Source organism: Pseudonocardia sediminis, assembly GCF_004217185.1.
In the GTDB taxonomy this organism is placed as follows: domain Bacteria; phylum Actinomycetota; class Actinomycetes; order Mycobacteriales; family Pseudonocardiaceae; genus Pseudonocardia; species Pseudonocardia sediminis.
Map to the genome: position 1 here is coordinate 252,955 of NZ_SHKL01000001.1, position 26,703 is coordinate 279,657.

24 protein-coding genes are annotated in these 26,703 nt (G+C 72.8%); 18 read left to right on the top strand and 6 right to left on the bottom strand.

Annotated features, from left to right (window positions below):
• Window position 1: 1 nt before the first annotated feature.
• Both EV383_RS01240 and EV383_RS01245 read right to left on the bottom strand, forming a co-directional pair.
• The gene (locus EV383_RS01240) at window positions 2–442 is read right to left on the bottom strand and encodes an ATP-binding protein (protein ID WP_130288200.1); all 441 of its coding nucleotides are present in this window, start codon (window positions 440–442) and stop codon (window positions 2–4) included.
• A gap of 33 nt (window positions 443–475) precedes the next feature.
• Window positions 476–886, bottom strand: a complete 411-nt coding sequence (locus tag EV383_RS01245; RefSeq protein ID WP_165438194.1) for an STAS domain-containing protein — start codon at window positions 884–886, stop codon at window positions 476–478.
• 445 nt (window positions 887–1,331) lie between these two features.
• On the opposite strand from EV383_RS01245, the gene EV383_RS01250 reads away from it, so the two are divergent.
• From EV383_RS01250 to EV383_RS01265, 4 genes are all read left to right on the top strand, one after another.
• Window positions 1,332–2,270: an NADP-dependent oxidoreductase gene (locus tag EV383_RS01250; protein ID WP_130288202.1), complete on the top strand. Its 939-nt coding sequence runs from the start codon at window positions 1,332–1,334 to the stop codon at window positions 2,268–2,270.
• An 81-nt stretch (window positions 2,271–2,351) separates the two neighbouring features.
• Entirely contained in the window at window positions 2,352–2,537 is a 186-nt protein-coding gene (locus EV383_RS01255) for a hypothetical protein (protein WP_130288203.1), read from the top strand.
• A gap of 52 nt (window positions 2,538–2,589) precedes the next feature.
• Window positions 2,590–3,552 (top strand): TIGR03557 family F420-dependent LLM class oxidoreductase, encoded by a 963-nt coding sequence (locus EV383_RS01260; protein WP_130288204.1) that lies wholly within the window; start codon window positions 2,590–2,592, stop codon window positions 3,550–3,552.
• 201 nt (window positions 3,553–3,753) lie between these two features.
• A complete protein-coding gene (locus EV383_RS01265; RefSeq protein ID WP_207223399.1) occupies window positions 3,754–5,361 on the top strand; it encodes an AMP-binding protein in 1,608 nt (535 codons plus the stop codon).
• A gap of 16 nt (window positions 5,362–5,377) precedes the next feature.
• Here EV383_RS01265 and EV383_RS01270 read toward each other — a convergent pair whose 3' ends face one another.
• Window positions 5,378–6,415, bottom strand: a complete 1,038-nt coding sequence (locus EV383_RS01270) for an NAD(P)-dependent alcohol dehydrogenase (protein WP_130288205.1) — start codon at window positions 6,413–6,415, stop codon at window positions 5,378–5,380.
• A gap of 94 nt (window positions 6,416–6,509) precedes the next feature.
• On the opposite strand from EV383_RS01270, the gene EV383_RS01275 reads away from it, so the two are divergent.
• Entirely contained in the window at window positions 6,510–7,085 is a 576-nt protein-coding gene (locus tag EV383_RS01275) for a TetR family transcriptional regulator (RefSeq protein WP_130288206.1), read from the top strand.
• Window positions 7,086–7,111: 26 nt separating this feature from the next.
• A complete protein-coding gene (locus tag EV383_RS01280) occupies window positions 7,112–7,699 on the top strand; it encodes an NADPH-dependent FMN reductase (RefSeq protein WP_130288207.1) in 588 nt (195 codons plus the stop codon).
• 25 nt (window positions 7,700–7,724) lie between these two features.
• Here the strand turns inward: EV383_RS01280 and EV383_RS01285 are convergent, their stop codons facing one another.
• A complete protein-coding gene (locus EV383_RS01285; RefSeq protein WP_130288208.1) occupies window positions 7,725–8,519 on the bottom strand; it encodes a FadR/GntR family transcriptional regulator in 795 nt (264 codons plus the stop codon).
• A gap of 145 nt (window positions 8,520–8,664) precedes the next feature.
• On the opposite strand from EV383_RS01285, the gene EV383_RS01290 reads away from it, so the two are divergent.
• From EV383_RS01290 to EV383_RS01325, 8 genes are all read left to right on the top strand, one after another.
• Complete coding sequence (locus tag EV383_RS01290) at window positions 8,665–9,189, top strand: MaoC family dehydratase (protein ID WP_130288209.1); 525 nt, start codon at window positions 8,665–8,667, stop codon at window positions 9,187–9,189.
• On the top strand, window positions 9,186–10,409 hold the full coding sequence (locus EV383_RS01295) for a CaiB/BaiF CoA transferase family protein (protein ID WP_130288210.1): 1,224 nt from the start codon (window positions 9,186–9,188) through the stop codon (window positions 10,407–10,409). Before EV383_RS01290 ends, EV383_RS01295 begins: the two co-directional genes overlap by 4 nt.
• Window positions 10,409–11,572 (top strand): acyl-CoA dehydrogenase family protein, encoded by a 1,164-nt coding sequence (locus EV383_RS01300; protein ID WP_130288211.1) that lies wholly within the window; start codon window positions 10,409–10,411, stop codon window positions 11,570–11,572. Before EV383_RS01295 ends, EV383_RS01300 begins: the two co-directional genes overlap by 1 nt.
• Window positions 11,569–13,230, top strand: a complete 1,662-nt coding sequence (locus EV383_RS01305; RefSeq protein ID WP_242622835.1) for an amidase — start codon at window positions 11,569–11,571, stop codon at window positions 13,228–13,230. Before EV383_RS01300 ends, EV383_RS01305 begins: the two co-directional genes overlap by 4 nt.
• A gap of 54 nt (window positions 13,231–13,284) precedes the next feature.
• Window positions 13,285–14,679, top strand: coding sequence for an MmgE/PrpD family protein (locus tag EV383_RS01310; RefSeq protein WP_130288212.1), 1,395 nt, complete (start codon window positions 13,285–13,287; stop codon window positions 14,677–14,679).
• Window positions 14,669–15,721, top strand: coding sequence for an LLM class flavin-dependent oxidoreductase (locus EV383_RS01315; protein WP_207223400.1), 1,053 nt, complete (start codon window positions 14,669–14,671; stop codon window positions 15,719–15,721). The genes EV383_RS01310 and EV383_RS01315 overlap by 11 nt, the downstream gene beginning before the upstream one ends.
• 13 nt (window positions 15,722–15,734) lie before the next feature.
• Entirely contained in the window at window positions 15,735–16,787 is a 1,053-nt protein-coding gene (gene rutA, locus EV383_RS01320; protein ID WP_130288213.1) for a pyrimidine utilization protein A, read from the top strand.
• Between the two features lie 211 nt (window positions 16,788–16,998).
• Window positions 16,999–18,540 carry a DICT sensory domain-containing protein gene (locus tag EV383_RS01325; protein ID WP_165438195.1) on the top strand — a complete coding sequence of 514 codons (1,542 nt, stop codon included), beginning with the start codon at window positions 16,999–17,001 and terminating at the stop codon, window positions 18,538–18,540.
• Here the strand turns inward: EV383_RS01325 and EV383_RS01330 are convergent.
• The gene (locus EV383_RS01330; protein WP_130288215.1) at window positions 18,537–19,985 is read right to left on the bottom strand and encodes a lipopolysaccharide biosynthesis protein; all 1,449 of its coding nucleotides are present in this window, start codon (window positions 19,983–19,985) and stop codon (window positions 18,537–18,539) included. The genes EV383_RS01325 and EV383_RS01330 overlap by 4 nt on opposite strands.
• A 285-nt stretch (window positions 19,986–20,270) precedes the next feature.
• On the opposite strand from EV383_RS01330, the gene EV383_RS01335 reads away from it, so the two are divergent.
• A complete protein-coding gene (locus EV383_RS01335) occupies window positions 20,271–21,251 on the top strand; it encodes a zinc-dependent alcohol dehydrogenase family protein (RefSeq protein WP_165438196.1) in 981 nt (326 codons plus the stop codon).
• Window positions 21,252–21,258: 7 nt separating this feature from the next.
• Here the strand turns inward: EV383_RS01335 and EV383_RS01340 are convergent, their stop codons facing one another.
• The gene (locus tag EV383_RS01340; protein ID WP_130288217.1) at window positions 21,259–21,861 is read right to left on the bottom strand and encodes a TetR/AcrR family transcriptional regulator; all 603 of its coding nucleotides are present in this window, start codon (window positions 21,859–21,861) and stop codon (window positions 21,259–21,261) included.
• Between the two features lie 104 nt (window positions 21,862–21,965).
• Between EV383_RS01340 and EV383_RS01345 the strand changes: the two genes are divergently transcribed.
• The 3 genes from EV383_RS01345 (at window position 21,966) to EV383_RS01355 (ending at window position 26,664) form a co-directional block, all read left to right on the top strand.
• Window positions 21,966–23,105: an acyl-CoA dehydrogenase family protein gene (locus tag EV383_RS01345; RefSeq protein WP_130288218.1), complete on the top strand. Its 1,140-nt coding sequence runs from the start codon at window positions 21,966–21,968 to the stop codon at window positions 23,103–23,105.
• Window positions 23,102–24,664, top strand: coding sequence for an acyl-CoA carboxylase subunit beta (locus tag EV383_RS01350; RefSeq protein WP_242622836.1), 1,563 nt, complete (start codon window positions 23,102–23,104; stop codon window positions 24,662–24,664). The genes EV383_RS01345 and EV383_RS01350 overlap by 4 nt, the downstream gene beginning before the upstream one ends.
• 71 nt (window positions 24,665–24,735) lie before the next feature.
• Complete coding sequence (locus tag EV383_RS01355) at window positions 24,736–26,664, top strand: AMP-binding protein (protein WP_130288219.1); 1,929 nt, start codon at window positions 24,736–24,738, stop codon at window positions 26,662–26,664.
• Window positions 26,665–26,703: the final 39 nt, after the last annotated feature.

The window sequence follows — 26,703 nt, forward strand, 5'->3', positions numbered from 1 at the left end:
GTCAGGCCCCCGACGGGACGAGCGACGGGCAGCGCAGATCGGTGCGCAGCACGACCGTGGTGCCGGACACGTGGACCTGCACGTCCATCGCGTCGACGCTGGCCCGCATCATCATCAGCCCGCGGCCGCGGTCTCCCGGGTCCTCCGGCGGGGTCCGCCACGCACCCTCGTCCCCGACCTGCACGACGACCGCCAGGCCGGATGCGGCGTCGGGGGACTCCTCGACCGCGCAGCGGAGCGACACCGGACCGGTGGGCCGGGTCAGGTAGGCGTGGTCGATGCTGTTGGTGACGGCCTCGCTGACCGCGAACACCAGGTCGTCACACGTGTCGCACAGCTGGTCCGGGCCGCACAGTTCGAGCAGCCAGGCCCGCATCTCGCGCCGGGACGTCGCGGCGGACGAGGCCTCGCAGGGCAGGACGATCCGGAGCGGCTCAACCACGTGCGTGCGACGCCCGGTGGGGGCCGGCCGGGTTCACGGCCGTTCCGTCGACGTGGCCTCGGGCACGCTCGTGAACCAGTCGATGACCCAGTCCAGGCCGGTCATCGTGATCGGCCGGGACACCGCGCGGTTCGCCGCGCCGGTGACCCCGCGCAGCGTGCGTCCGAGCGCGGTGGCGATCCGCTGGGCGTGCACCACGGTCGTGAGGCCGTGCGAGCCCATGAACCGGACCGCACTGAGGTCGAGCACGACCAGCCGCGCGTCCGGGGCCCGGAGCAGCGCGTCCAGGCGGGCCAGGATCGCCTCGGCCTCCAGCCGGTCGATCTCACCGGCGACACCGAGGACCCGCACGCCGCTGCGCGGCTCGGACTCGTCGACGAGGATCCGGGACTCCGGCTGCGGCCAGCTCGTCTCGGTGCGGACGTCCTGCTGCGAACCCGTCAACGGCTCACCGCCCACGGCACTGTCCTCCGGACGACACGGTGTGCACCCCTCACGGCGCACGACGGGCGTCGCGGCGCGGATCCGGTGCATCTCGGCTGATAAGGAATGCTTCTACCGTACCGACCCCTGAGTCGATGTCCACGGGCACTTCCGGGATCTCAGATCCGTCCGTCCGTGCACGTCAGGGGGTTGTGGCGTCACCGCAGGTGAGCGTCTTCACCGCGGTGGGGTCAGGTCGTGTGACCGATCTCGTCCTGAGTAGGCGACCCGGTCACCGGAATCGATCCTCATGATCATCGCCGGTCGCGCGACGGACGGCGCGGCCGCGGGATGGTGTGGCCCGGATCACCGGTGGCCCCGGGCATGTGTGACGGCACGGGAGGCATTGCAGCGGGGGAGGCCCGGACCGGCGTGGCCCGAGCACGACCGGAAGGACGTGAGCGAGATGACCGGTACGACACGAGCGGTGCGGTTCGACTCCTACGGGGACGTCGACGTGCTCTACGTGGCCGAGGTGCCCACCCCCGGAGCGGCGCCGGACGGCGTCGTGGTCGAGGTGCGCGCGGCGTCGATCAACCCCGGCGAGGCGGCGATCCGCAGCGGCGCGATGGCCGAGATGTTCCCGGCGACGTTCCCGTCGGGTCAGGGCAGCGACCTGGCCGGCGTGGTGAGCGCCGTCGGCGCGCAGGTGACCGGGATCGACGTCGGCGACGAGGTCCTGGGCTGGACCGACGAGCGCGCCAGCCACGCCACGCACGTCGCGGTACCGGCGTCACAGGTCGTGGCGAAGCCGGCCGGGCTGCCGTTCGAGGTCGCGGGTTCGCTGTTCGTGGCCGGGATGGCCGCGGTCGCGTCGGTCGAGGTCGTGGACCCGCAGCCCGGTGAGACGGTCGTCGTGTCCGGGGTGGCGGGTGGAGTCGGTGCGATCGCCGCCCAGCTGCTGCTGCGCCGCGGCGTCGAGGTCGTCGGCATCGCCTCCGAGGCCAACCAGGAGTGGCTGCGCGAGCTCGGCGTGACCCCGATCGCCTACGGCGCCGACGCCGCCGAGACGCTGCAGCGCCTCCGCGACGACGCTCCGGACAAGATCCACGCCTGGGTCGACGTGTTCGGCGGCGGTTACGTCGACACGGCGATCGAGCTGGGCGTCCCGGCCGACCGGATCAACACGATCATCGACTTCGACGCGCTGCAGAAGCACGGTGTGCACGGCTCGGGTACGACGGACGCGGCGACCGCCGACAACATGGCCGCCCTCGCCGCTCTGGCCGCCGACGGGGACCTCGAGGTGCCGGTCGCGGCCACCTTCGGACTCGACGACGTGCGCGAGGCCTTCCGTCTCGTCGAGCAGCGCCACACCCGCGGGAAGATCGTCCTGATCCCCTGATCCGCCCGTTCGACGGGGAGGTCGACCCGTCTCAGTGTGAGACAGGTCGCATATCGAACGAGTGACCGGGAACACGCGGTCATGGCAGACAGCGTGGAGAACGCACCCGACCCGGACAGCCAGGAGTTCCTGGACAATCAGAACACGGTGGAGCGGCAGGCTCCCGGAAAGAACGCCGACGAGGCCGGCAACGAGCCCGGTGTCCTCCCCGACGAGCCGCCACTGGTGGGTGAGGATCTGACGCAGCGGGCACCGAAGTCCGACTGATTCCGACCGTGCCGGGTACCACCCTCTCGTCGTCGACGAGAGGTGTGGACCGGTGCAGATCGGGTTCAAGTTGATCGCTGAGGCCTTCTCCCCGCAGGAGATGGTCCGCCAGGCCGTACGGGCGGAGGAGGCCGGTTTCGACTTCGTCGAGATCAGCGACCACTTCCACCCCTGGCTGGAGAGCCACGGGCACTCCGGTTTCGCCTGGTCGATGCTCGCCGCGATCGCGGCCCGCACCGAGCGGATCGAGCTGGCGACCGGGGTGACCTGCCCGACGATCCGCTACCACCCGGCGATCATCGCCCAGGCCGCCGCGACGACCTCGTTGCTCTCCGACGGCCGGTTCGTCCTCGGCGTCGGGTCCGGTGAGCGGCTCTCCGAGCACGTCACCGGCGCCGAGTGGCCGGTCGTCGGCGTCCGGCACGAGATGCTCCGCGAGGCGCTGGAGATCATCCGGCTGCTGTGGTCCGGCGGGTACCGGACCTACCGCGGCAAGCACCTCTCGATCGAGGACGCGCAGGTGTTCGACCTGCCCGAGACCCCGCCGCTGATCGCGGTCGCGTCCGGCGGGCCGAAGGCGTCCCGGATCGCGGCCGAGCTGGGTGACGCCCTGTTCGTCACCGAGCCGCGCACGGACCTGATCGACGCCTATACGGCCGCGGGCGGGGTCGGTCCCCGCTACGCCGAGGTCCCCCTGGCCTGGGCACCGACCGAGCAGGCCGCGATCGAGTCCGCGCACGACAAGTTCCGGTTCGGGCCGACCGGCTGGAAGGTCCAGTCCGAGCTGCCGAACGTGCGCAACTTCGAGGCCGCCACCGCGTTCGTGCGGCAGGACGACATGCGCGAGGTGTTCGGCGCCGGCCCCGACGTCGAGACGCACATGACGGTCGTCCGCCAGTTCGCCGACGCCGGCTACGACCGTCTCGCCCTGATCAACGCCGGTCCCGACATGGACGGGTTCTTCGATTTCTTCGCCTCCGAGCTGTCCGGCCCGGTGCGGGCACTCTCCGGCTGACCGGCGGGCGGTTCAGAGCAGCGCCAGGGCCTCCACCGGGCCCGGCCGCCCGGGCCGCCCGGGCCAGGCCGAGCAGCAGGTCCGTCAGCTCGCGGGCCTGCCGATCGTGGGCCATCGCGTTCGGCCTCCGGACGGCGCTATCCGGCGCGGGCCGGTCGCCCTACCGTGGGTCTCCCCATCGTCGTGGACCCGGGAGGCACCGTGGAGAAGCCGTTCCTCCGACCGGCCGCGAGCTACGACGAGCTGTGGAGCCAGGTCGACTTCTCCACGATGGCGATCCCGCAGCGGTTCAACCTCGGGGTGGCGTGCGCCGACCGCCAGGACCCGCAGGCCCGCGCGCTGACCGTCGTCGAGGCCGACCGCACCTCGCGGGACTTCACGTTCGGCGAGGTCACCACGGCGTCGAACCGGCTGGCCAACGCCCTGACCGCGCTCGGCATCGGGCCCGGGGACGTCGTCGGGCTGGTCAGCGCGGCGTCGTTCGAGACCGGCGTCGGGTTCGTGGCGATGTTCCGGATGGGCGCGGTCGCGCTGCCGCTGTCGTCGCTGTTCGGGCCGGACGCCCTGCGCTACCGGCTGCGCAACGCCGGGGCGAAGGCCGTCGTCACGGCGTCGGCGAACGCGGACAAGGTGCGTGAAGCCCTCGACGACGGCGGCGAGCCGGTACCGCTGCTGGTGATCGGGGGTACGGGGGAGGACTCCTACGAGGCGGCGCTCGATGCGGCGTCACCGGAGTTCACGCCGGTCGACACGGCGGCGGAGGACCCGGCGTTCCTGATCTACACCTCCGGCACGACCGGTGACCCGAAGGGCGCGCTGCACGCGCACCGGATCGTGTTCGGGCACTTGCCCGCGTTCGAGACGATCTACGAGTTCTACCCGAAGCGCCAGGACGTGCTGTGGTCGCCGGCGGACTGGGCGTGGATCGCCGGGATCATGGACGTCCTGGTCCCGGCCTGGTTCCACGGGCTGCCGGTGGTCGTGGACCGCGAGCCCGCGTTCACCGCCGAGCGTGCGGTCTGGCTGATGCGCGAGTTCGAGGTGACGCTGACGCTGCTCCCGGCCACGGCCCTGCGGGTGATCCGCGCGTCCGGCATCGCCGGTGGCGGGTTCGCGTTCCGCGCGATCTGCTCCGGCGGGGAGGCGCTGGGCGCGGACCTGCTGGCGTGGAGCGAGGAGTTCTTCGACGCCATCGTCAACGAGGGCTACGGGCAGACCGAGCTCAACGCCTGCATCGGCAACTGCGCGTCGGTCTACCCGGTCCGGCCCGGGTCGCTGGGCAAGGGCCTGCCCGGGACGACGGCGGTCGTGCTCGGCGACGACGGCGAGCCGGTGATCGACACCGTCGGCGAGCTGGCGGTGGACCGGCGCACCCCGTCGACGATGCTCGAGTACTGGCGCAACCCCGAGGCGACCGCGGCGAAGTTCCACGGGAACTGGCTGCTCACCGGCGACCTCGCCCACCAGGACGCCGACGGCTACATCTGGTTCGCCTCCCGCAAGGACGACGTCATCAACTCGGCCGGTTACCGGATCGGCCCGGGCGAGATCGAGCAGAGCCTCGGCGGACACGACGCGGTGGCGATGGCGGCGGTGATCGGCGTGCCGGACGAGCGGCGCGGGCAGGTGCCCAAGGCGTTCGTGGTGCTCCGCCCCGGCGTCACCGCCTCCGACGAACTCGCCGACGAGCTCCGCGCGCACGTCCGGTCGCGGCTGGCCCCGCACGAGGTGCCGCGGGAGATCGCGTTCCTCGACGAGCTGCCCCGCACCACCACCGGGAAGATCATGCGACGGGCGCTGCGGGACTGATCCCGGCCGTCGGCCCTCAGACGGACATGTCGATCACGAACCGGAACCTCACGTCGTTGCGTCCCAGGCGTGCCATCGCCTCGGCGATCCGGTCGGTCCCGACGACCTCGACGTCGGCGGTGATGCCGTGCTCGCCGCAGAACTCCAGCATCTCCCGGGTCGACGGGATGCCGCCGCTGCCGGTGCCGGCCAGGCGCTTCTCGCCGACGATCAGGCTCATCGGGTCGATCGTCAGCTCGCCCGGCGGGATCCCGACCAGGCACAACGTCCCGTCGACGGCGAGCGCGGCGAAGTAGGGCGCGAGGTCGAGCGCGACGCCGGTGGTGTCCAGGATCAGGTCGAAGCGCCGCGCCTGGGCGGCCATCGCCGCCGCGTCGGTGGAGAGCACGACGTCGTCGGCACCGAGGGCGCGTGCCGCGTCCGCCTTGGCCTCCGACGTCGTGAACGCGACCGTCTCGGCGCCCATCGCGTGGGCGAGCTTGATCGCGACGTGCCCGAGCCCGCCGACACCGACGATCCCGACCCTCGTGCCCGGGCCCGCCCCGAACCGCCGCAGCGGGGCGTAGGTGGTGATGCCCGCGCACATCAGCGGGGCGACGCCGGCCGGGTCGAGCCCATCCGGGATCCGGTGGGCGAAGCGCTCGTCGACGACGTACTCGGTCGAGAAGCCGCCCTTCGTGACGCCGCCGGAGACGTGGTCCGCGCCGCCGTAGGTCAGGGTCGGGAACTCCGCGCAGTCGTTCTCGCGGCCCGCCCGGCACTCCACGCACTTCCCGCAGGAGTCGACGATGTTGCCGACCGCGACCGGGTCGCCCACGGCGAAGCGGGTCACCTCCGACCCCGTCCCGGTGACGACGCCGGTGATCTCGTGCCCCGCCACCAGCGGGAAGTCGTCCGGGTTCCCGGCGCCCACCGCGTGCAGGTCGGTCGCGCAGATCCCGCAGTGCGTGATGCGCACGACCACGTCCTGGGGCCGGGGGTCGCGGCGGGCGAACGTCCACGGCGCGAGATCCGCCCCGGGCGAGGCGGCGGCGTAGCCGATCACGTCGTGCATGGCGACCCCTCAAACAAACTGTTCGGTTTCTTGCCGCCGACGCTAGACCTGCTCGGCCGGCTCTGCAAACCAAACGGTTTGTTACCGTCGTGACATGCGGGACGGACAGGCGACACGGCGACGGCTGCTCGACGCCGCGGCCCAGGAGTTCGCGACCTACGGCATCGCGGGCGCTCGGGTCGACCGGATCGCGACCGCCGCCCCGGCGAACAAGGCGCAGATCTACGCCTGGTTCGACTCGAAGGACGGGCTGTTCGACGCCGTCTTCCGCGAGCACCTCACGTTGATCACGAACCTGGTGCCGTTCGACGCCGACGACCTGCCCGGCTACGCGGTCCGGCTCTACGACGCCTACCTGGAACGGCCCGGCGTCGTGCTCCTCGCGACCTGGGCCCGGCTCGAACGGCTCCCGGCCGGGGACCTGCTCATCGACGCCGCCGAGGACGTGGCGGGCAAGCTCGCCGCGATCGCGCGGGCGCAGCGGGAGGGGCGCATCGACCCCGGGTCGGAGCCGGCCGAGATCTACTCGATGGTCATCGCGATGTCGATGGCCTGGTCCCCGGCCAGCGTGACGGTCGCCGCCGCGCCGGACGACGCGGCCGCCGACCACGACCGCCGCCGTGCCGCATTGGCCCGCGCGGTGCGCGGGGCGTTCGCGCCCGGCGGGTGACGCGGCGCGGGGATAGCGTCGGGCCGGTGAAGTTCCTGGGCATCTCGGGCAGTCCGTCGGAAGCGTCGAAGACTTTGATCGCGGTGCGGACCGCGGTCGAGCAGGCCGGGGCCTACCCGGAGGTGAGTGCCGACGTCCTGAACCTGCGCGACCACGACGTCCAGTTCAGCGACGGCCGCGACCCGGCGACCTACACCGGCGACACCCGTGACGTGATCGACCGGGTCGTCGCCGCGGACGCGCTGGTCGTCGGCACGCCGATGTACCGCGGCGGGTACACCGGCCGGCTCAAGAACCTCTTCGACGTCCTGCCGAACGACGCGCTGGAGGGCAAGCCGGTCGGGCTGATCGCCACCGGCGGCACCGACCACCACTTCCTGGCCATCGAGCACGAGCTCAAGCCGCTGGTCGGGTTCTTCCGCGCCTACGCCGTGCCCGGCGCCGTCTACGCGAACAACACCCACTTCTCGGCGGGCGAGCTCGTCGACGACGACATCCGCCGTCAGCTGCGGCGCCTCGCCGCGAACGTGGTCGAGTTCGCCGCCCGGGTGCCCCGCGACCTGATCGGCACCGACGGACCGGAGATCCCCCGGAAGGCCCTGAACGACGCCTGAGGGCGGAACGACGCCTGAGACCCGCTCAGGTCTGCTGCCCGGGCCCCCGCCAGCGCGCCGCCCGGTGGTAGAGGACGCGCAGGTCCAGCAGGTGGCTGCGCATCGCCTCCTCGGCGGCGACGTCCTCGCCGGCGGCGATGTGCGCGGCGATCACGCGGTGGCACTCGTCGACCTCGTCCCACTCGCTGCGCGCGACCCGGTCGCGGTCGAGCTGGGTGCGCAGGACGTCGTGCACCGGCTGGCCCATCATCGTGAACATCAGGTTCCCGGTGGCCATCAGCACCGTGGTGTGGAAGTCCAGGTGCGGGACGAAGCCGGTCGGGTCCTGCGGGTCGCGCGGTGCCTCCGCCGCGATCCGGACCGCCTCGACGGTCTCGGCGTCCGCCCGTTGCGCGGCCAGCCGGGCCGCCGCGGGCTCGAGCAGGAGACGGGCTTCGAGCAGGTCCTCCATCCGCAGGTGCGGGGTGGTGACCAGGACCCCGAGCGCGCCGCCGACGTCCTCCACCACCCGGGCCGGGTCCGGAGCCGCGACGAACGACCCGCCGCGCACCCCGCGCCGGGTCTCGATCAGGTGCTGGCTGGCCAGCACCCGCAACGCCTCGCGCACGGTGCTGCGGCTGACCCCGAACGCGGTGGCCAGCTCCGGCTCGCTGGGCAGCCGGTCCCCGGGCGGGACGACCCCGCGCATGATCTGCGAGCGCAGGTCGTCGGCGACCTGGCGGTACGCCGGACGCACACGCTGCACCCGCAGCCGGGCCGTCGGCGCGGCGCCGGCCGGGGTCCCGGCATCCGCCGTACCGGGGTCCTGGCTGGGCGACATGCGGGCTCACGCTCCGGGCCGGGGGTCGGACGGCCCGCGCAGCGTACCCGCGCCGGACCCGTGGTCCCCCGGTCGCGACAACCGTTGACCAGAAATGTCAGACGTTTTAGCGTCCCGGGGAGGTGAGTCGAACGGAGGAGCGGCGATGGCGGTGCGGCCGGGCTGGCAGGGACGGTTCTACGAGGACTTCGCGGTCGGCGACGTCTACCAGCACCCGCTCGGGCGGACGATCTCCGAGGCGGACAACACCTGGTTCTCGCTGCTGACGATGAACACCAACCAGGCGCACTTCAATGCGCAGGTGGGGGCGTCGTCGGAGTTCGGGCGGATGCTCGTCGCGTCCCCGCTGACGATCGCGATCGCGATGGGCCAGTCGGTCACCGACACCTCGCAGAACGCGTTCGCCAACCTCGGTGTCGACGAGCTGCGCCTGACCGCGCCGGTGTTCGTCGGGGACACGATCTGGTCGGAGTCGATCGTGCTGGACCGGCGCGAGTCGGCGAGCCGCCCGACGGCGGGGCTGGTCACGATCCGCACGCGGACGCTGAACCAGGACGCGGTGCCGGTGCTGACGTTCCGGCGCACGTTCTACGTCCACAAGCAGGGCCACGGCGACGCGGCCGGCCTGTTCCCGCAGGCCGCCGAGCCGCTGACGGTGGAGGGCGCATGAGGCCGCTCGAAGACGTCCGGATCGTCTCGCTGGAGCAGTACGGCGCCGGCCCGTTCGGCACGATGCACCTGGCCGAGCTGGGCGCGGAGATCGTGAAGATCGAGGACCCGTCGGCCGGCGGCGACGTCGGGCGCAGCGTCCCGCCCTACGCCGCGGACGGCGACTCGCTGTTCTTCCAGTCGTTCAACCGGGACAAGACCTCGATCACGCTCGACATCCGCACGCCGCAGGGCCGCGAGGTGTTCCACGACCTGGTGCGCTCCGCCGACGCCGTCTACTCCAACCTGCGCGGCGACGTCCCGGAGAAGCTCGGCATCCGCTACGACGACCTGAAGGACGTCAACCCGCGGATCGTCTGCTGCTCGCTGACCGGGTTCGGGATGACCGGGCCGCGATCGCGCGAGCCCGGCTACGACTACGTGCTGCAGGCGCTGGCCGGATGGATGTCGCTGACCGGGGAGCCGGGTGGGCCGCCGCAGAAGACCGGGCTCTCGCTCGTCGACTACTCCGGCGGGTACGCCGCGGCGCTGTCGCTGCTCGGCGCCGTGCACGCGGCGCGACGCGACGGCGTCGGCACCGACTGCGACGTCAGCCTCTACGACACCGCGGTCAGCCTGCTGACCTACCCGGGCGCCTGGCACATGACGGCCGGTTACGAGCCGGTCCGGACCAGCCACTCGGCGCACCCGTCGCTGATCCCGTTCCAGGCGTTCGAGGCCGCCGACGGCTGGCTGGTCGTGGCCGCGCCGAAGGAGAAGTTCTGGCAGCGCCTGACGGTCGTGATGGACCGCCCGGACCTCGCCGGAGATCCGCGGTTCGCCACGTTCGCCGACCGCAACGCCCACCGCGACGAGATCCTGCCGATCCTGGAGGGGATCTTCCGGACGCGCACCGTCGCCGACTGGCTGGCCCCGCTCTACGCCGCCTCGATCCCGTGCGCGCCGATCCACGACGTCGCCGGCGCCCTGACCGACCCGCACACGGTCGAGCGGGACCTGGTCGCGGAGACGCCGCACCCCGACTTCGGGACGGTGCGGACCCTGCGGTCCCCGGTGCGCGTCGGCCCGCCCGGCGACGACCGCGCCCCCACCCGCGCCGCCCCGGGCATGGGCGAGCACACCGAGACCGTCCTGCGCGGCCTCGGCTACGACGACGACAAGATCGCGGCGCTGCGTCGATCCGGAGCGTTGGGTGCGGCCGGCGCCGAGAAGGAGATCTGATGGACTTCCAGCTCAGCGACGAGCAGCGCCTCTACCGGGACACGCTGCGCACGTTCGTCGACCGCGAGATCGTGCCGGTCGCCCGGGAGTGGGAGCACTCCGGGCGCTACCCGACCGAGATCGTCGACGGCATGAAGCAGCTCGGGCTGTTCGGGCTCGCGGTGCCCGAGGAGTACGGCGGGTTGGACGCGGACACGGTCTCGTTCGCCCTGACGTTCGAGGAGATCTCGCGGGGCTGGATGGGCATCGCGGGGATCCTCGGCAGCCACTCGGTGACCTGCTGGATGCTCGCGAAGCACGGCACGCAGGAGCAGAAGGACGCCTACCTGCCGCAGCTCGCGACGGGGGAGCGCCGGACCGGCATCGCGCTGACCGAGCCCGGCGCCGGCACCGACCTGCAGGGCATCCGCACGACCGCGCGCCGCGACGGGGACGACTACGTCGTCGACGGCACCAAGATGTGGATCACCAACGCCCGCCACGCCGACCCGTTGCCGGTGCTGGTCAAGACCGATCCGCACGCCACGCCCGCGCACAAGGGGATGAGCATCCTGCTCGTCCCGGCCGACTCGCCCGGGTTCGAGGTCACCCAGGACATCGGCAAGCTCGGCTACAAGGGCACCGAGTCCTGCGAGGTCGTGCTCACCGGGGTGCGGGTGCCGTCGTCGCAGCTGCTCGGCGGCGTCGAGGGCCGCGGGCTGCAGCAGGCGCTGTCGTCGCTGGAGACCGGGCGGATCAACATCGCCGCCCGCAGCGTCGGGATCGCCCAGCGCGCCTACGACGAGGCGCTGTCCTACGCCCGCGACCGGGAGGCGTTCGGCCAGGCCATCGGCGACTTCCAGGCCGTGCAGCTGCGTCTGGCCGAGATCGCGGTGAAGCTGCAGGCCGCGCGGCTGATGACGTACTGGGCGGCGTCGCGGATGGACGACGGCGTGCGGATGGACACCGAGTCCGGGATGGCGAAGATCTTCGCCTCGGAGGCGGCGCTGGAGTGCGCGACCGACGCGATGCGCATCCACGGCGGCTACGGCTACTCGACCGAGTTCGAGGTGGAGCGGCTCTACCGCGACGCCCCGCTGATGTCGATCGGCGAGGGCACCAACGACGTGCTGCGCGGGGTCGTCGCGAAGGCGCTGCTGTCCGGGAAGGCCACCATCAAGTGACCGCGCCCGAGCCGGCGGCACTCGCCGCGCAGAGCGTGCGGCTGGGCTTCCGGCTCGACGACGCGCAGGTCGCGGACATGCACGCCGCCGTCGCCGGGGCGGAGGCGGCCGCCGCGGCGCTGCGGGCCCGCCCGGTCGACCCGGCCGCGGCGGACCCGGCCCGCGGCGACCTGTGGACGCGGGAGTGGGCGAACCGGACCGACGCGTGGACACCGCGGGCGAGCGGTGCCGCGCCCGGCAGCCCCTCCGCCGCCGCACCGCACCTGCTCGATGCGACCGGCCTGCTCGACGCGTACCGCGGCGGCACGGCCCGCCCGGGCGAGGTCGTCGCCACGGCCCTGTCCCGGCTGGCGGGCGCGCACGCCGCGCTGAACTGCACGATCGTCGCCCTGGACGAGCGGGCCGCGGAGAGGGCGGCGGAGTCCGACCGGCGCTGGGCCGAGGGCACCGCGCGCCCGCTGGAGGGCGTGCCGTTCACCGTCAAGGACGTGCTCGACCTGGCCGGGGTCCCCACCACGGCGGGCTCCCTGCGCCGCGGAGACACCCCGGCCGCGGCGTCCGCGACCGTCGTCGCCCGGCTGGAGGACGCCGGCGCGATCGCGATCGCCAAGGACGCGACCACCGAGTTCGCCGTCGGCGGGCCGCACCCGCGCCGTTTCGGCGCCTGCCGCAACCCGTGGGACGCGCGGCGCTGGGCGGGCGGCTCCTCGACCGGGACGGCGGCGGCGGTCGCGTCCCGGGCGGTGCCGTTCGGGATCGGCACCGACGTCGGCGGGTCGGTGCGGCTGCCGTCGGCCTGGTGCGGGCTGACCGGCCTGAAGCCGACGGCGGGCACGGTGCCGCGCACCGGCGTCGTCCCGCTGTCCTGGACGACCGAGACGGTCGGCCCGCTGGCCCGCAGCGCCCGCGACGTGGCGCTGCTGCTGTCGGTGATCCGCGGTCCGGACGGCACCGACCCGAGGATCGGCGAGCTCACCCCGTTCGCCCCGCCGTCCGTTCCCGCCGACCTGTCCGGTCTGCGGGTCGCGGTGCCCGGCGGCTATCTCACCGAGCTGTGCGACGGCGCCGTGCGCGACGGGGTCGCGGCGCTGGTCACCGAGCTGGTGGGCGGCGGGGCGACGGTCGTGGCCGGTGAGATCCCGTCCGCGGCGGCCGCGCTGCCGATCGGCTACCAGGTCGTGTTCGCCGAGGCTGCCGCGCTGCACCGGTTCGACGCCGACCACTGGGACGACTACGACCCGGTGACCGTGCGCCGGATCAGCCAGGGAATCACCACCCCGGCCGCGGACCTGCTGCGCGCGCTGCAGTTCCGGGTCGAGCTGCAGGCCGAGCTGGACGCGGTGTTCGCGCGCGCCGACCTGGTCGTCGTGCCCACCACCCCGTCGACGGCACCGGTCCTGCCCGACTGCACCGTGCGCGTCGACGGCGTCGAGCATCCGCTCTACGCGGCCCAGTCGCGCTCGACGATGCTCGGCAACCTCACCGGCGCCCCGGGGCTGGCGCTGCCCACCGGGTTCGCCCCGGACGGCTGCCCGACGTCGGCGCAGCTGATCGCCCCGCCGCACCGGGAGGGGGTCGCGCTGGCCGTCGCGGCGTGGTTCCAGGAGCGCACCGAGCACCACCTGCGCACGCCGCCGCTCGCGGACCGGATCGGATGACCCCTTCCCGTCGCTAAATGTCTGACGTATCTTCGTCCCACTCGAGGAGGAGCTGTGACGACCGACACCCACACCCGCCTGTCGCTGGCCGGGCAGGTCGGCGAGTTCGTGGCCGCCGCCGGGATCGACGACGTCCCGGCCGAGGTCCTGGAACGCGCCCGGTACCTGGTGCTCGACGCCGTCGGGCTCGCGTTCGCCTCCACCGCCTACGGGTTCCCGGCCGTGGCCCGCGACGCGCTGGCCGCGTTCGGCGGCGGTGAGCACCCGGTGCTCGGCATGTCCGACCGGCTCACCGCCCGCGACGCGGCCGTGCTCAACGGCGTGCTCATCCACGGCATGGACTTCGACGACACCCACATCCCGGCCGTCACCCACGTCAGCGCCGCCGCCCTGCCGGCGGCGCTGGCTGCGGCCGTCGCGACCGGGGCGAGCACCGCGGACCTGCTGCTGGCCTACGTGCTCGGCGTCGAGGTCTCGGCGCGGGTCGGGATCGGAGGCGCCGGCGGGTTCCACGACGTCGGCTTCCACCCGACGGCGGTGGCCGGCGCGTTCGGCGCGGCGACGGCGGCCGGCAAGGTCACCGGGCTCGACGCCGGGCAGCTCGCCGCGGCGCAGGGCGTCGTCGGGTCGATGTCGGCCGGGCTGCTGGAGTTCCTCGAGGACGGGTCCTGGACCAAGCGCCTGCACCCCGGGTGGGCGGCGATGTCCGGGCTGACGGCGGCGAGCTTCGCGAAAGCCGGGTGGAGCGGGCCCCCGGCCGTCTACGAGGGACGGTTCGGGCTCTACGCCACGCACCTGGCCGGGCGCGAGACCCACCCGGAGGCCGTCGGTGCCGGGCTGGGTACGACGTGGGAGCTGATGCGCACCGCGGTCAAGCCCTACCCGATCTGCCACTTCAACCACGCCTTCGCCGACGCCGCGCTGACGCTGCGCGAGGCGCACGGGATCCGCCCCGAGGACGTCGTCGCGGTCCGCGCCGGGATCCACCCGACGCCGGGCAGGGTGGTCAGTCAGCCGGAGGCCGCGAAGTGGGCCCCGCGCGACGAGTACGACGCCAAGTTCAGCCTGCCGTTCACCGTCGCCGCCTCGCTGGTCCGCGGCCGGTTCACCCTCGCCGAGCTGGAGGACGACGCCCTGGCCGACGCCGGCATCCGCGCGCTGGCCCAGAAGGTGCGGGTGCACGACGACCCGGACAGCGCGTTCCCGGCCGCCTACTCCGGGGCGCTGGAGATCAAGCTCTCCGACGGCCGGGTTCTGGCCCACCGCGAGCAGGTCAACCGTGGCCACGACCAGCGCCCGCTGACCAACGCCGAGATCGAGGAGAAGTTCCGCGGCACGATCGGCCGGGTCGCCGGCGACGCGACGACCGACCGGGTCCGCGCCGCCGTCCTCGCCCTGGGTGACGACCGCCCGGCGTCGGACTTCGCCGAGGCGTGCCGTGCCGGGTGAGGTGCGGGTCGGCCTGTTCCTGACCCACCAGCGGCGGGCCGACGCCGACCCGCTCGCCGTGCTGGACGACCAGCTCGCCCTGGTCCGCGCCGCCCGTGACGGCGGCCTGGACTCGGTCTTCGGCGGGCAGCACCACCTGAGCGAGACGCTCGCCCACATCCAGCCGCTGCCCTGGCTCGCCCGGGTCGCGGCCGAGGCCGGGGACATGACCGTCGGCACCGGCATCCACCTGCTCGCGCTGCACAACCCGGTGGACACCGCCGAGGCCTACGCGAGCCTGGACGTCATCTGCCGCGGGCGGTCGGTGTTCGGCGTGGGGCTGGGCTACCGCGACGTCGAGTACGCCGCGTTCGGCGTCCCGGCCGGGGAGAAGGTGCGCCGGTTCACCGAGAACCTTCGGCTGGTGCGCGAGCTCTGGAGCGGCGAGGAGGTCCACGCCGACCTGCCGTGGACCCGTCTGGACGGCGTCCGCGCCACGATGCGCCCGGTCGCCGACCCGCACCCGCCGGTCTGGATGGCCGCCAACTCCGACGCCGCCGTCCGCCGGGCCGGGCGCCTCGCCGACACCTGGATGATCAACCCGCACGCCACGACGTCGACGATCCGGCGCCAGCTCGGGCTGTTCCACGACGAGCGCGCCGCGGCCGGTCGCGGCCCGCTGCGGGAGCTGCCGCTGATGCGCGAGATCTACTGCGCGCCCACCCGGGAGCAGGCGGTCGAGCTGGCCCGCCCGCACCTGGCCGGCAAGTACGCCGTCTACGCCGACTGGGGCCAGGACCGTGTCCTGCCCGGAAACGACTCGTTCCGTACCGGTTACGACGAGCTCGCCCAGGACCGGTTCGTGATCGGATCCCCCGAGGACTGCCTCGCGGCGCTGCTGCCGTGGCGCGACGAGCTCGGCGTGGACCACTTCGTCCTGCGCACCGACTGGGCCGGCATGCCGGTCTCCGACGCGCTCGCCTCGCTCGACCTGATCGCCCGCGAGGTCGCCCCCGTCCTGCGGTCCACCCCGGCCGCCGCAGGTCCCACCCGCCACGAGTGAAGGGAGTCCTCGAATGGACTTCGGCGTGTTCATCCCGATCGGCAACAACGGCTGGCTGATCTCCGAGAACAGCCCCCAGTACAAGCCGACCTTCGACCTGAACAAGCGGGTGGTGCAGGAGGCCGAGGCACAGGGCTTCGCGTTCGCCCTGTCGATGATCAAGCTGCGCGGGTTCGGCGGGAAGACCGAGTTCTGGGACCACAACCTGGAGTCGTTCACGCTGATGGCGGGCCTGGCCGCGGTCACCGAGCGGATCCAGCTCTACGCCTCCACCGCCGTGCTGACGCTGCCGCCGGCGCTGGTGGCGCGGATGGCCTCGACGATCGACTCGATCGCCCCGGGCCGGTTCGGCGTCAACATCGTCTCCGGGTGGGCCAAGGGCGAGTACGAGCAGATGGGCCTGTGGCCCGGTGACGACTACTTCGGCTACCGCTACGACTACTCGACCGAGTACGTGAAGGTGCTGCGCGACCTGTGGGAGACGGGCCGCTGCGACCTCGACGGCACGTACTTCCAGATGGACGACTGTGTGCTCTCCCCGCGCCCGTCCGGGCACGTCAACATCGTCTGCGCCGGGCAGTCCGACCGCGGCATGCAGTTCTGCGCCGAGTACGGCGACTACAACTTCATCCTGTCCCCGGGCGTCAACGACCCGCAGGTCTACCGCGAGCCGACGCAGAAGCTGGCCGGGTTCGCCGAGAAGACCGGGCGCGACGTCGGCTCGCTGCCGCTGTTCATGGCGATCATGGCCGAGACCGACGAGGAGGCCCAGGCCAAGTGGGCGTCCTACAACGCGGGCGCCGACGCCGGGGCGCTGGGCTACATGTCCGACGAGGGCGGCAAGGACACCACCGCCGACGGGTCCGGCACCGCGCGGACGATCAACCTGCCGGAGGGGGCGGTCAACTTCAACATGGCCACCCTCGTCGGGTCCTACGAGACCGTCGCCCGCCAGATCGACCAGGTCGCGGAGATGCCCGGTGTGAAGGGGATGATGTTCACCTTCGACGACTTCGAGAAGGGCGTCCACGACTTCGGCACGCGGGTGAAGCCGTTGCTCGGCTGAGCCCACGGACCGTGTCCGCCGCCGCTGGCGGGCCGCTCGCCGCACGACACCCCCTTCTCAACGCTGAGAGCCCCACTCGCTGCGACAACGCGACGGGCCTTCGGAAACCTGAGCGCCGATGGTTACGCCATTCGGCGTAGCCATCTGCTGACTCTGTGTAGTGGGGGCTTCGATGACGATGGACGGTGTACGCGAGGACCCGGGAGCGCCGGTGAGCGAGCACCGCCTGCGCGCATGGGTGTCGGCGCAGACGGCGCCGACCGGGTCCGACATCGAGCGGGCCCGGGCGCAGGTGTCCGGACGGCGTCCCGAGGCCATGACGAAGCGTTCGCTGATCGCGGTGTCGCACGCGATCGAGCGGGCCGTGCTGGCCTCGCCGGTCGACGGACCGACCGTCGTGATCGGGCTCTTCCAGCGCATGGAGTACTTCGAGCGCGAACGGTCGGTCTACCGCGACCTCGCCGAGGCCGGGGTCCGGGTCGCCGTCGGGTTCTGCGACGCACCCGCCCACGACCTCCCCGACGGCGTCGAGCAGGTCGCGCTCGACCCGTCCGAGGCGCTGGTCGACGAGTGGGCGATCGTGGCGCTCTCGGACTCGGCGGGCGCGTTCCTGGTGGCCACCGACCGGCACGAGTTCGATCCGGACGCCCGCTCCCTGGAGGCCGGCCGGAGGTTCCTGGCCCGGTGGGGGTTCTCCCGGGTGCAGTCCGGGGTGGAGCTCGCCCGCCTGCGCCTCACCCTCGGCGCGCGCCTGCACCCGGGGACCCTGGAGGTCATCGACCGGCTGCTCATGCGCGTGATGCCGGCCGGTGCCGACCCGGCCGGATCGGCCGGCTCGCCGCAGGAACGCTGGTTCAGCACGGCGGCGCTGCACCTCGCCGACCGGATGGACACCGCCCGCGCCGGCAGCGCCCGGCTGCGTGCCCAGCTCACCGACGCGCACGCGGCGGCCGCGGCCCGCGCGACCGTCGGGGTCGACCAGCAGAGCGGGCTGACCACCCCGGAGTTCCTGCAGCGGTGGTCGGACACCGGCGGGACGACGGCGCTGCCGGTCGGCCTGGCGATGTTCGAGCTGCCCGCGGTGCAGCACGCCGTCGGCAACCAGCGCGCCGCCTACCACGCCGCACGCCGGATCGCGGCCGCGATGACCGAGCCTCTGGGGCCCGTCGACGCGGCGGTGCGGCTGTCCGAGCGGGAGTTCCTCGTCGTCGTCCCGGGAGCCTCCGAGATGCACCTGGCGACGGTCTGCGACGAGATCGTCGAGCAGCTCGCGCTGGCCTCCGACGGGTACCCGTACGTCTCGCTGGCCGGTGGGCTCGCCACGGTCGTCACCCGTGCGCGGCCGCTGCCGCTGGCCGACCTGCGCCGGGCCCTGGAGCGTCTGGAGGCCGGGACGGACACCGGCCCGGTGGACGCGGGGACGAGCACCGCCGGGGACCGGATCACGATCTGCGTCGTCGGCGACGCGCCCACCGCCGCCCCGTCGCCGGTCCCGACGCCCCGTCCGCGCGACGACGGGTCCTCGCTCGACCCCGCCGTCGAGGAGTACGTCCGGGACGAGCCGTCGACCGGGAACCACGCGTCGGCCGAGGTCGCCACGGGAGAGTTCGAGTCCGTGCGCCCGGAGTCCGTGCGCTCGGAGTCCGGGCATTCGGACGGGGTGCACGGGGAGCCGGTCTGGGGTGAGCCGGGGCCGTTCCGGGCGGTGCTGTCCGACCGGTGGAACGGCCACCGGTTCGACGGTCTCGGCTAACCCGCCGAGGGGGCGGCGGCCAGGGCGTTGCCGTGCATCACCCGGCCGTGCACCAGCAGGGCCAGGGCCACGACGGTCTGCCCGACCAGCCAGGACAGGCCGACCCCGGTCAGCCCCCACCACGGCGCGACGACCCAGGACATCCCGATCACGATCGTCGCGATCGCGGCCGGCACACCGAACAGCACCCGCATCCGGCGCTGCACCCGGGCCGCGGCCAGCGCGGACGCGGTGACGATGTTGGGCAGGGCCGAGAGCGACGCGAGGACGAGCGCGCCCGTCCCGGTCTCGGTGTAGTGCTCGCCGAAGATCGACAGGATCGGGTAGGCGCCGAGCGTCAGCACGGCGACGGCGGGCACGGTCAGCATCAGCGCGCGCTTCGTGGTGGACCGCCGGGCGGCGTCGGCACCGGCCGGATCGGTCGCCCCGTGGGCCACCATCGACTGGGTCATACCCGTGACGACCAGGTAGATCGCCATCGTCATGGTCCAGACGATCTGGTAGGTCGCGGCGTCCGGCGCGCCGAGGCGGGCCAGCACCAGCAGCGGCAGGCCGTAGATCGCGGCGTGCCAGAAGATCGAGCCCGCGTAGTCCATCCCGGCGAAGTGGGCGATCCCGCGCACCGTCACCGGTTCGGTCTCGCGCGTCGTGGCCGAGTGCTTCGGCAGCACCGACGAGAAGATCCAGATGCTCACGACGACGACGGCGACGCCGGTGGCGGCGATCCAGGAGATGCCGATCCCGCCGGGGATCGCCAGCACCGCGGCGACGAGCAGCAGGCCGACCTTGAGCAGGGAGAACAGCAGGTTCTCCAGCGGCACGACCATCGCCTTGCGCAGTCCGGTCAGCAGGTTGTCCTGCACGTCGAACAGGGCCATCAGCGGCGTGCCGATCATGAAGAACACGACCAGCGCGCCGAGCCCGGCCACGCCGACCATCTCCGGTGCCCAGAGCGGGGCGCCGAGCGCGAACCCGGCCCCGATCAGCGCCGCGGCCGCGATCGCGATGACGTAGCCGACGGTGACGAGCTTCGTCGAGCGCGGCCCGGCGACCGGGACGAACCGCAGCAGCGCGTTCTGCATGTTCAGGTGCGCGATCCCGCCGAGCATCGCCAGCGTGGCCAGGGCGGCGGAGTTGACGCCCGCCTCGGCCGGGGAGAACAGCCGGGCCACCAGGACCCAGTAGCCGAGGCCGACGATCGAGCTCAGCCCGGAGCTGACGACCAGCGCGAGGCCGTCGCGGTGCACCGGGGCGTTCCAGGCCGCCAGGCCCTTCGCCTCCGGCAGGGGAGGTCCGCCGACCTCCGGCGGGACGATCAGGTTGTCCTGCGTCCGCAGGGCGCCGCTCTCCTGCGGGAGGCGGACCGGCAGGGTGGGCTGCGAGAACGGAGACCACATGCGGTGCGTCTCCTCGGCCGTCCCGGAGTCGTTCTCGCGAATACCCACGACAAGAGCATCGCCGATGGTGGCGACGGTGTGACAACCGGCCCCCGAATGGATGGCGAGTGATATCCGGACGGGCCTGTGCACCGGCCTCCACCTGGGGTTGCTTCCCAGTGGCCATCATCACCCGATCGTAGGAATGAATTGTCGTTCACTCTTATCCCGGATAGTAGAAGAAATGTCCGGTAAGCACACTGCGGGTGATGCCGGAACCGCTCCGACGGACCGGGCCGGACCTCTCCTCCCGGACCGTTCCGCGCCGCCCGGCGGCACGGCAGCATGGGGGTCATGACCAAGGTCGTGCGTTTCACCGAGTTCGGTGGTCCGGGTGTGCTGTCCGTCGTCGACGAGCCGGACCCGACGCCGGGTCCCGGCGAGGCCGTCGTCGACGTCGAGGCGATCGGGCTGAACCGGGCCGAGTCGATGTTCCGGACCGGCACCTACATCGAGCCGACGCGGCTGCCGGCCGGTCTGGGCTACGAGGCGGCGGGCACGGTCGCGGCGCTGGGGGAGGGCGTCGAGCGGTGGTCGGTCGGCGACCCGGTCAGCGTGGTGCCCGCGTTCTCGATGAACGACTACACCGTCTACGCGCAGAAGGCGGTCGTCCCGGCCCGGGCGATGGTGCCGCGCCCGGTGGACGCGGTGACCGGTGCCGCGGTGTGGATGCCGTTCCTCGTCGCCTACGCCGGGCTGCTCGAGCCCGGTGTGCTGCGCCCGGCCGACACGATGCTGGTCACGGCCGCGTCGAGCAGCGTCGGCCTGGCCGCGATGGCCGTGGCCAACCGGATCGGCGCCGTCCCGATCGCCACCAGCCGCACCCACGCCAAGGCCGGACGGCTGATCGAGGCCGGCGCGGCGCAGGTGATCGCCACCGGCGAGGAGGACCTGGTGGCCCGCTGCCGCGAGATCACCGGCGGGCGCGGGCTCGACGTCGTGTTCGACGCCGTCGCCGGGCCCGGGGTGGAGACGATGGCCGGCGCGGTCCGTCCCGGCGGCACGATCGTCATCCACGGCCGCCTCTCCGGCGAGCCCGCGGTGTTCCCGACCGAGACGCTGCCCGACCTCGTCATGCGCAGCTTCACGCTGTTCGCGATGGCCAAGGACCCCGAGCGGCTGCGACGGGCCGCGGCGTTCATCTCCGCGGGCCTGGCGGCCGGGGACTTCGCGCCGCAGGTGGACCGGGTCTTCGAAGGCCTGGACTCCGTCGTCGAGGCGCACGAGTACCTGGAGTCCAACGCCCAGGTCGGCAAGATCGTCCTGAAGCCCTGAACCGTTCTCAGGCCGGGGTGATCCCGGCGGTCAGGCTGGCCGCGATCCGGTCCCCGAGCTGCTCGGGGGTGTACTCGCCGGACTCGCGGAACCACTTGTAGGTCCAGTTCGCCGCGCCCAGGGCCATGTTCACCCAGACCTTCGGCGTCATCCCGATCTCGACGTCCGGATGCGCGCGCAGGTGGGCGTCCAGGGCGGCGTTGAACAGGTCCTCGAACGCGCGACGGCGGCGCAGCAGCTGCTCGGCGAGGTCGACCGGCAGCTCGTTCTCCTCCTCGAAGCACACCTTGAGCAGCGCCTGGCGGCGGCAGGTGTAGACGACCCGGGAGCGGATCAGCTCGCGGACCGCCTCCAGCGGGGTGGGCTCGGAGTCCACCACGTCCAGCGCCATCGCCAGGCTCTCGTCCAGCACGTCGGAGTAGAGCCGGACGAGCAGCTCCTCCTTGCTGCGGAAGTAGTGGTAGAGCGTCGGCTTCGACAGCCCGACCGCGGCCGCGATCTCGTTCATCGACGTGGCCCGGAACCCGCGGCGGCTGAAGATGTCCGCCGCCGTGGCGAGCACGCGGAGACGCTGACGGTCCGCACGGCTGGTCTGCACGTCGGCACTCACGTGTCTCTCCTTCCGGTCGGGCCTTGACAGGGGGTGGTCGCGGTCACTCTACTGGTCCCGACCGCCCGGTCGGTCGACAAATTTCTCGATGGCGAGGAGACCACATGACCTGGGAGCTCGACGAGGCGCACGCGGACTTCGCGGCCAGCTGCCGCGCGTTCGTGGACAAGCAGGTCCGCCCGCTGGTGGACGAGGCCGAGACGACCGGTGTGTTCCCGCAGGAGCTGTGGAAGCAGTTCGGCGCCGCCGGGATCCTCGGCCTCTGCACGCCCGACGAGTTCGGCGGCAGCGAGGGCGACAGCCTCGCGGTGGCGCTGGTGTCCGAGGAGCTGGCCCGCGCCGGCGGCGGGATCGCGATCAGCCCGCTGGTCAGCGCGTACATGGCCGGCACGCACTTCGTCCGCTACGGCAGCGACGCCCAGAAGCAGCGCTGGCTCGCCCCGATCGCCTCCGGCGAGGCGGTGGCCGCGATCGCGGTGACCGAGCCGGGCACCGGGTCCGACGTCGCCGGCATCACCAGCCGGGCGAAGGCGTCCGACGACGGCTGGGTCCTCGACGGCCGCAAGATGTTCATCACCAACGCCGGCCTGGCCGACGTGCTCGTCGTCGGTGCCCGCACCGGCGAGCCGGGGCACCGCGGCATCACGCTGTTCGCGGTCGAGAAGGGCACGCCCGGCCTGTCGTTCTCGAAGCCCCTGAAGAAGATGGGCTGGCACTCCTCGGACACGCGCGAGGTCGTCCTCGACGGCGTCCAGGTGTCCCGCGAGGACATCGTCGGCGCCGAGGGCCGCGGTTTCTACCAGATCATGGACGGCTTCGAGCTGGAGCGGATCGCGCTGGCCGGGATGGGTGTCGGGCACGCCGCCGAGTGCCTGGACCTGGCCCGTCGCTACGTCTCCGAGCGCGAGGCGTTCGGCGCTCCGCTCTCGGCGTTGCAGACGATCCGGCACAGGATCGCCGAGATGGAGATCGAGCTGGAGGCCGCGCGGCTGGTCACCTACCAGGCCGCGGCGCGCCTGGACGCCGGTCACCCGGAGGCCGGGCAGTCGGTCGCCCGGGCCAAGTACCTGGCCGCGGTGATGGCCAACCGGGTCGCCGACGACGCCGTGCAGCTCTTCGGCGGCGCCGGCTTCCTCGACGAGTCCCCGGTCGCCCGCCACTACCGCGACGTCCGCGTGCTCCGGATCGGGGGCGGCACCGACGAGATCCAGCTGGAGATCATGACCCGCGGGATGCACTCGTGACGGCGGAGCCCGACCTCGCCGCAGCGCCGGTGGAGGTGCCGGACGCGGCACCGAGCGCGGACGACGTCGTCCGCGCCACCGAGCGCGCCCGCGCCGGCGGCGACCCGGCCCGCTGGCCGGACAAGCTCCCGGTCCGCGACCGGCTCGCGGTGCTGTTCGACCCGGGCTCGTTCGTCGAGGACGGGCTGCTGGCGACCGCGATGGACGCCGGGCTCCCGGCCGACGGCGTGATCACCGGTGTCGGACGCGTCGAGGGCCGCCCGGTCGCGGTGATCGCGCACGACTTCACCGTCAAGGCGGGGTCCTGGGGCGAGCTGACGTGCGAGAAGCAGGTCCGGATCCTGGAGCGTGCGGACCGCGACCTGCTCCCGGTCGTCTACCTGGTGGACTCCGCCGGTGGGCGGCTGACCGACCAGATGGGCTTCTTCCCGGGCCGTCGCGGTGCGTCGGCGATCTTCCAGATGCAGGTCAAGCTGTCCGGGCGGGTGCCGCAGCTGTGCTGCCTGCACGGCCCCAGCGCGGCCGGCGGGGCGTACATGCCGGCGTTCTGCGACTGGGTCGGGATGGTCGACGGCAACGCCTCGATGTACCTGGCCAGCCCGCGCGTCGCGGAGAAGGTCACCGGCGAGAGGACCACGCTGGAGGAGATGGGCGGCGCGATGATGCACGCGACCGTCTCCGGCTGCGGCGACGAGGTCTTCGACGAGGACTGGGAGGCGATCGCGGCCGCGAGGCTCCTCCTGTCCTACCTGCCCAACGACTTCCGCTCCCCGCCCGCCGCCGCGCCGTCGCGCGAGCCCGAGCGCGAGGACTGGGCCGGTCTGGTCCCGGAGGACCCGAACACCGCCTACGACGTGCGCACCGTCATCGACCGGCTCGTCGACGAGGGCACGTTCTTCGAGATCAAGGCCCGCTGGGCGGAGGAGATGGTCACCGGCTTCGCCCGCCTGGACGGGCGCGTGATCGGGATCGTCGCCAACCAGCCCGCGGTGCGCAGCGGCGCGATCTTCGTCGACTCCGCGGACAAGGCGGCCCGCTTCATCTCGCTATGCGACGCGTTCAACGTGCCGCTGGTGTTCCTGCAGGACGTTCCCGGGTTCATGGTCGGGGTCGAGGTCGAGCGCCAGGGGATCATCCGGCACGGCGCCAAGATGATCGTCGCGATGGCCTCGGCCGAGGTGCCGAAGTACACCGTCGTGCTGCGCAAGGCCTACGCCGCGGGCTTCTACGCGATGTGCGCGCCCGGCTTCGAGCCGCGTGCCACGCTCGCGCTGCCCACCGCCACGATCGGCCCGATGGGCGCCGAGGCGTCGGTCAACGCCGTCTACGCCAACAAGATCGCCGCGATCTCCGACCCGGCCGAGCGCGCGGAGTTCGTCGCCGCCCGCACGGTCGAGCAGCAGGCCGACATCAACCTGCTGCGCATGGGGTCGGACCTGGTCGTCGACGCCGTCGTCGAACCCGAACGGCTGCGTGCCGAGCTCTCCGCCCGGATGGTCGACGCCGACCGCTGGACCCGCACCCCCGGCCGCCGCCACCACCCCGTCAGCCCCGTCTAACCCCCGTGCGCGGATATCGCTGCTCTGACAGCGATATCCGCGCACGACCCCGACCCCCTCGGAGGACGCCGATGTCCGACACCGACAGCCTGAGCTCCCTGCTGGACACGCCGGTCGTGCCGCTCCGTCCGGAGTGGACCATTCCCGACCGTGTCGAGTCGCTCGCCGCCGCCCGCGCGCTGGGCGGCCCGGACGCGTACTGGGAGTGGGTCGCGAACCAGCAGCGCTGGTCCACCCCGTGGACGACGGTGCGCACCGGTGAGATCAGCGACTTCCGCTACTTCGAGGGCGGGCGGATCAACGTCGCCGACAACTGCGTCGACCGGTGGGCCGAGGACCCCGCGACGGCCGGCCGGGCCGCCGTCGTCTGGGAGGGCGAGCCGGGCGACTCCCGGACGCTGACCTACGCCGAGCTCGCCGACGAGGTGAACCGCCTGGCCGCGGGCCTGCTCGGGCTCGGTGTGGCCAAGGGCGACGTCGTCGCGATCTACATGCCGAACCTGGTCGAGGCGTTCACCGCCATCCACGCCTGCAACCGGATCGGCGCGATCTACACCGTGCTGTTCTCCGGGTTCGGCGAGGAGGCCGTGGCGTCGCGGATCCAGGCGGCGCGGGCGAAGGTCGTCGTCGTCGCGGACGCGATCTACCGCCGCGGCAAGCCGATCGAGCTGCTCTCCACGCTGCGCGCGGCGCGGGACCGGACCCCGACGGTCGAGGCGACGGTCGTGGTGGACCGCACCGGGAACGCCGTCCCGCTCGTCGACGGCGAGCACGCCTACGCCGCGGTGCTCGAGTCCGGCGCGGCCGGGACGCCGGCGGTGCCGCTGGACCCGAACGAGCCGTCGTTCCTGATCTTCACCTCGGGCACCGAGTCGCGACCCAAGGGCGTCGTGCACTCCGTCGGCGGGTTCCTGCTCGGCACCTGGGCGAACGCGCACTGGCAGGCCGGCTACGAGCCCGGCGACGTCTACTGGGTCGCCGCGGACGTCGGGTGGCTGACGTTCCCGATCCAGGCCGTCGTCGGCGGGCTGGCCTGCGGGATGACGATCGCCTGCTACGAGGGGGCGCTGGACACCCCGACGACGTCGCGGTTCTACGAGGTGTGCTCCAAGCACGCCGTCACCAAGGTCCTCTGTGCACCGACGCTGCTCCGGATGCTGCGCAAGTTCGGCGACGACCTGGCCGCGGCGCACCCGCTGCCCGGCCTGAAGCTGATCACCGTGCAGGGCGAGCCGCTCGACGGCGACACGTTCGGCTGGGCGACGTCCACACTGGACGTCCCGGTGGTCAACGCCTACGGCCAGACCGAGACCGGCTCGACCTGGACCTACCCGGTGTACGGCGCCGAGGACATCAAGGCCGGCTCCGTCGGCACCCCGGTGCCCGGGCACGCCTACGAGATCCTCGACGACGACGGCAACCCGGTCCCGCCCGGCGTCAAGGGACACCTGGTGCTCACCGCGCCGTTCCCGACGCTGGCCCGCACCGTCTGGGACGACCACCAGCGCTACCTCGACACCTACTTCTCCCGGTTCCCCGGCAAGTACGCGACCAACGACGAGGCCGTCCTCGACCACGACGGGCACATCTGGGTGCTCGGCCGGGCCGACGACGTGATCAACGTGGCCGCACACCGGATCTCCACGATGGAGATCGAGGCCGTGGTCACCGCGCACCCCGGCGTCGTCGAGGCGGCCGTGGTCGGCGTCCCGGACGACACGAAGGGGACGGTGCCGATCGCGTTCGTCACCCTCGCCTCCGGCGCCGACGCCGACGCCGTGCGGATCGAGCTGGACACGCAGGTCACCGGCGAGATCGGTGGCTACGCGCGTCTCGCCGCCGTGCACGTGACGCCGTCGATGCCGAAGACGCGCACCGGCAAGACGATGCGACGCCTGCTGCGTGATGTGATCGTGCACGGCGGGCCGACCGGCGACACCAGCGCGATGGAGGACCCGTCCGCGCTGGACGCCGTCACGGCGGTCGTCCGCGGCAGCTGAGATCAGGCCGACGAGCGGCACGTTCGTCGGAAAGGATCC

Coding starts and splice junctions, on each gene's coding strand:
- EV383_RS01250 (WP_130288202.1), top strand. CDS start 1,332: ATGACCGGTACGACACGAGCGGTGCGGTTCGACTCCTACGGGGACGTC.
- EV383_RS01255 (WP_130288203.1), top strand. CDS start 2,352: ATGGCAGACAGCGTGGAGAACGCACCCGACCCGGACAGCCAGGAGTTC.
- EV383_RS01270 (WP_130288205.1), bottom strand. CDS start 6,415: ATGCACGACGTGATCGGCTACGCCGCCGCCTCGCCCGGGGCGGATCTC.
- EV383_RS01275 (WP_130288206.1), top strand. CDS start 6,510: ATGCGGGACGGACAGGCGACACGGCGACGGCTGCTCGACGCCGCGGCC.
- EV383_RS01285 (WP_130288208.1), bottom strand. CDS start 8,519: ATGTCGCCCAGCCAGGACCCCGGTACGGCGGATGCCGGGACCCCGGCC.
- EV383_RS01290 (WP_130288209.1), top strand. CDS start 8,665: ATGGCGGTGCGGCCGGGCTGGCAGGGACGGTTCTACGAGGACTTCGCG.
- EV383_RS01295 (WP_130288210.1), top strand. CDS start 9,186: ATGAGGCCGCTCGAAGACGTCCGGATCGTCTCGCTGGAGCAGTACGGC.
- EV383_RS01300 (WP_130288211.1), top strand. CDS start 10,409: ATGGACTTCCAGCTCAGCGACGAGCAGCGCCTCTACCGGGACACGCTG.
- rutA (WP_130288213.1), top strand. CDS start 15,735: ATGGACTTCGGCGTGTTCATCCCGATCGGCAACAACGGCTGGCTGATC.
- EV383_RS01335 (WP_165438196.1), top strand. CDS start 20,271: ATGACCAAGGTCGTGCGTTTCACCGAGTTCGGTGGTCCGGGTGTGCTG.
- EV383_RS01345 (WP_130288218.1), top strand. CDS start 21,966: ATGACCTGGGAGCTCGACGAGGCGCACGCGGACTTCGCGGCCAGCTGC.
- EV383_RS01355 (WP_130288219.1), top strand. CDS start 24,736: ATGTCCGACACCGACAGCCTGAGCTCCCTGCTGGACACGCCGGTCGTG.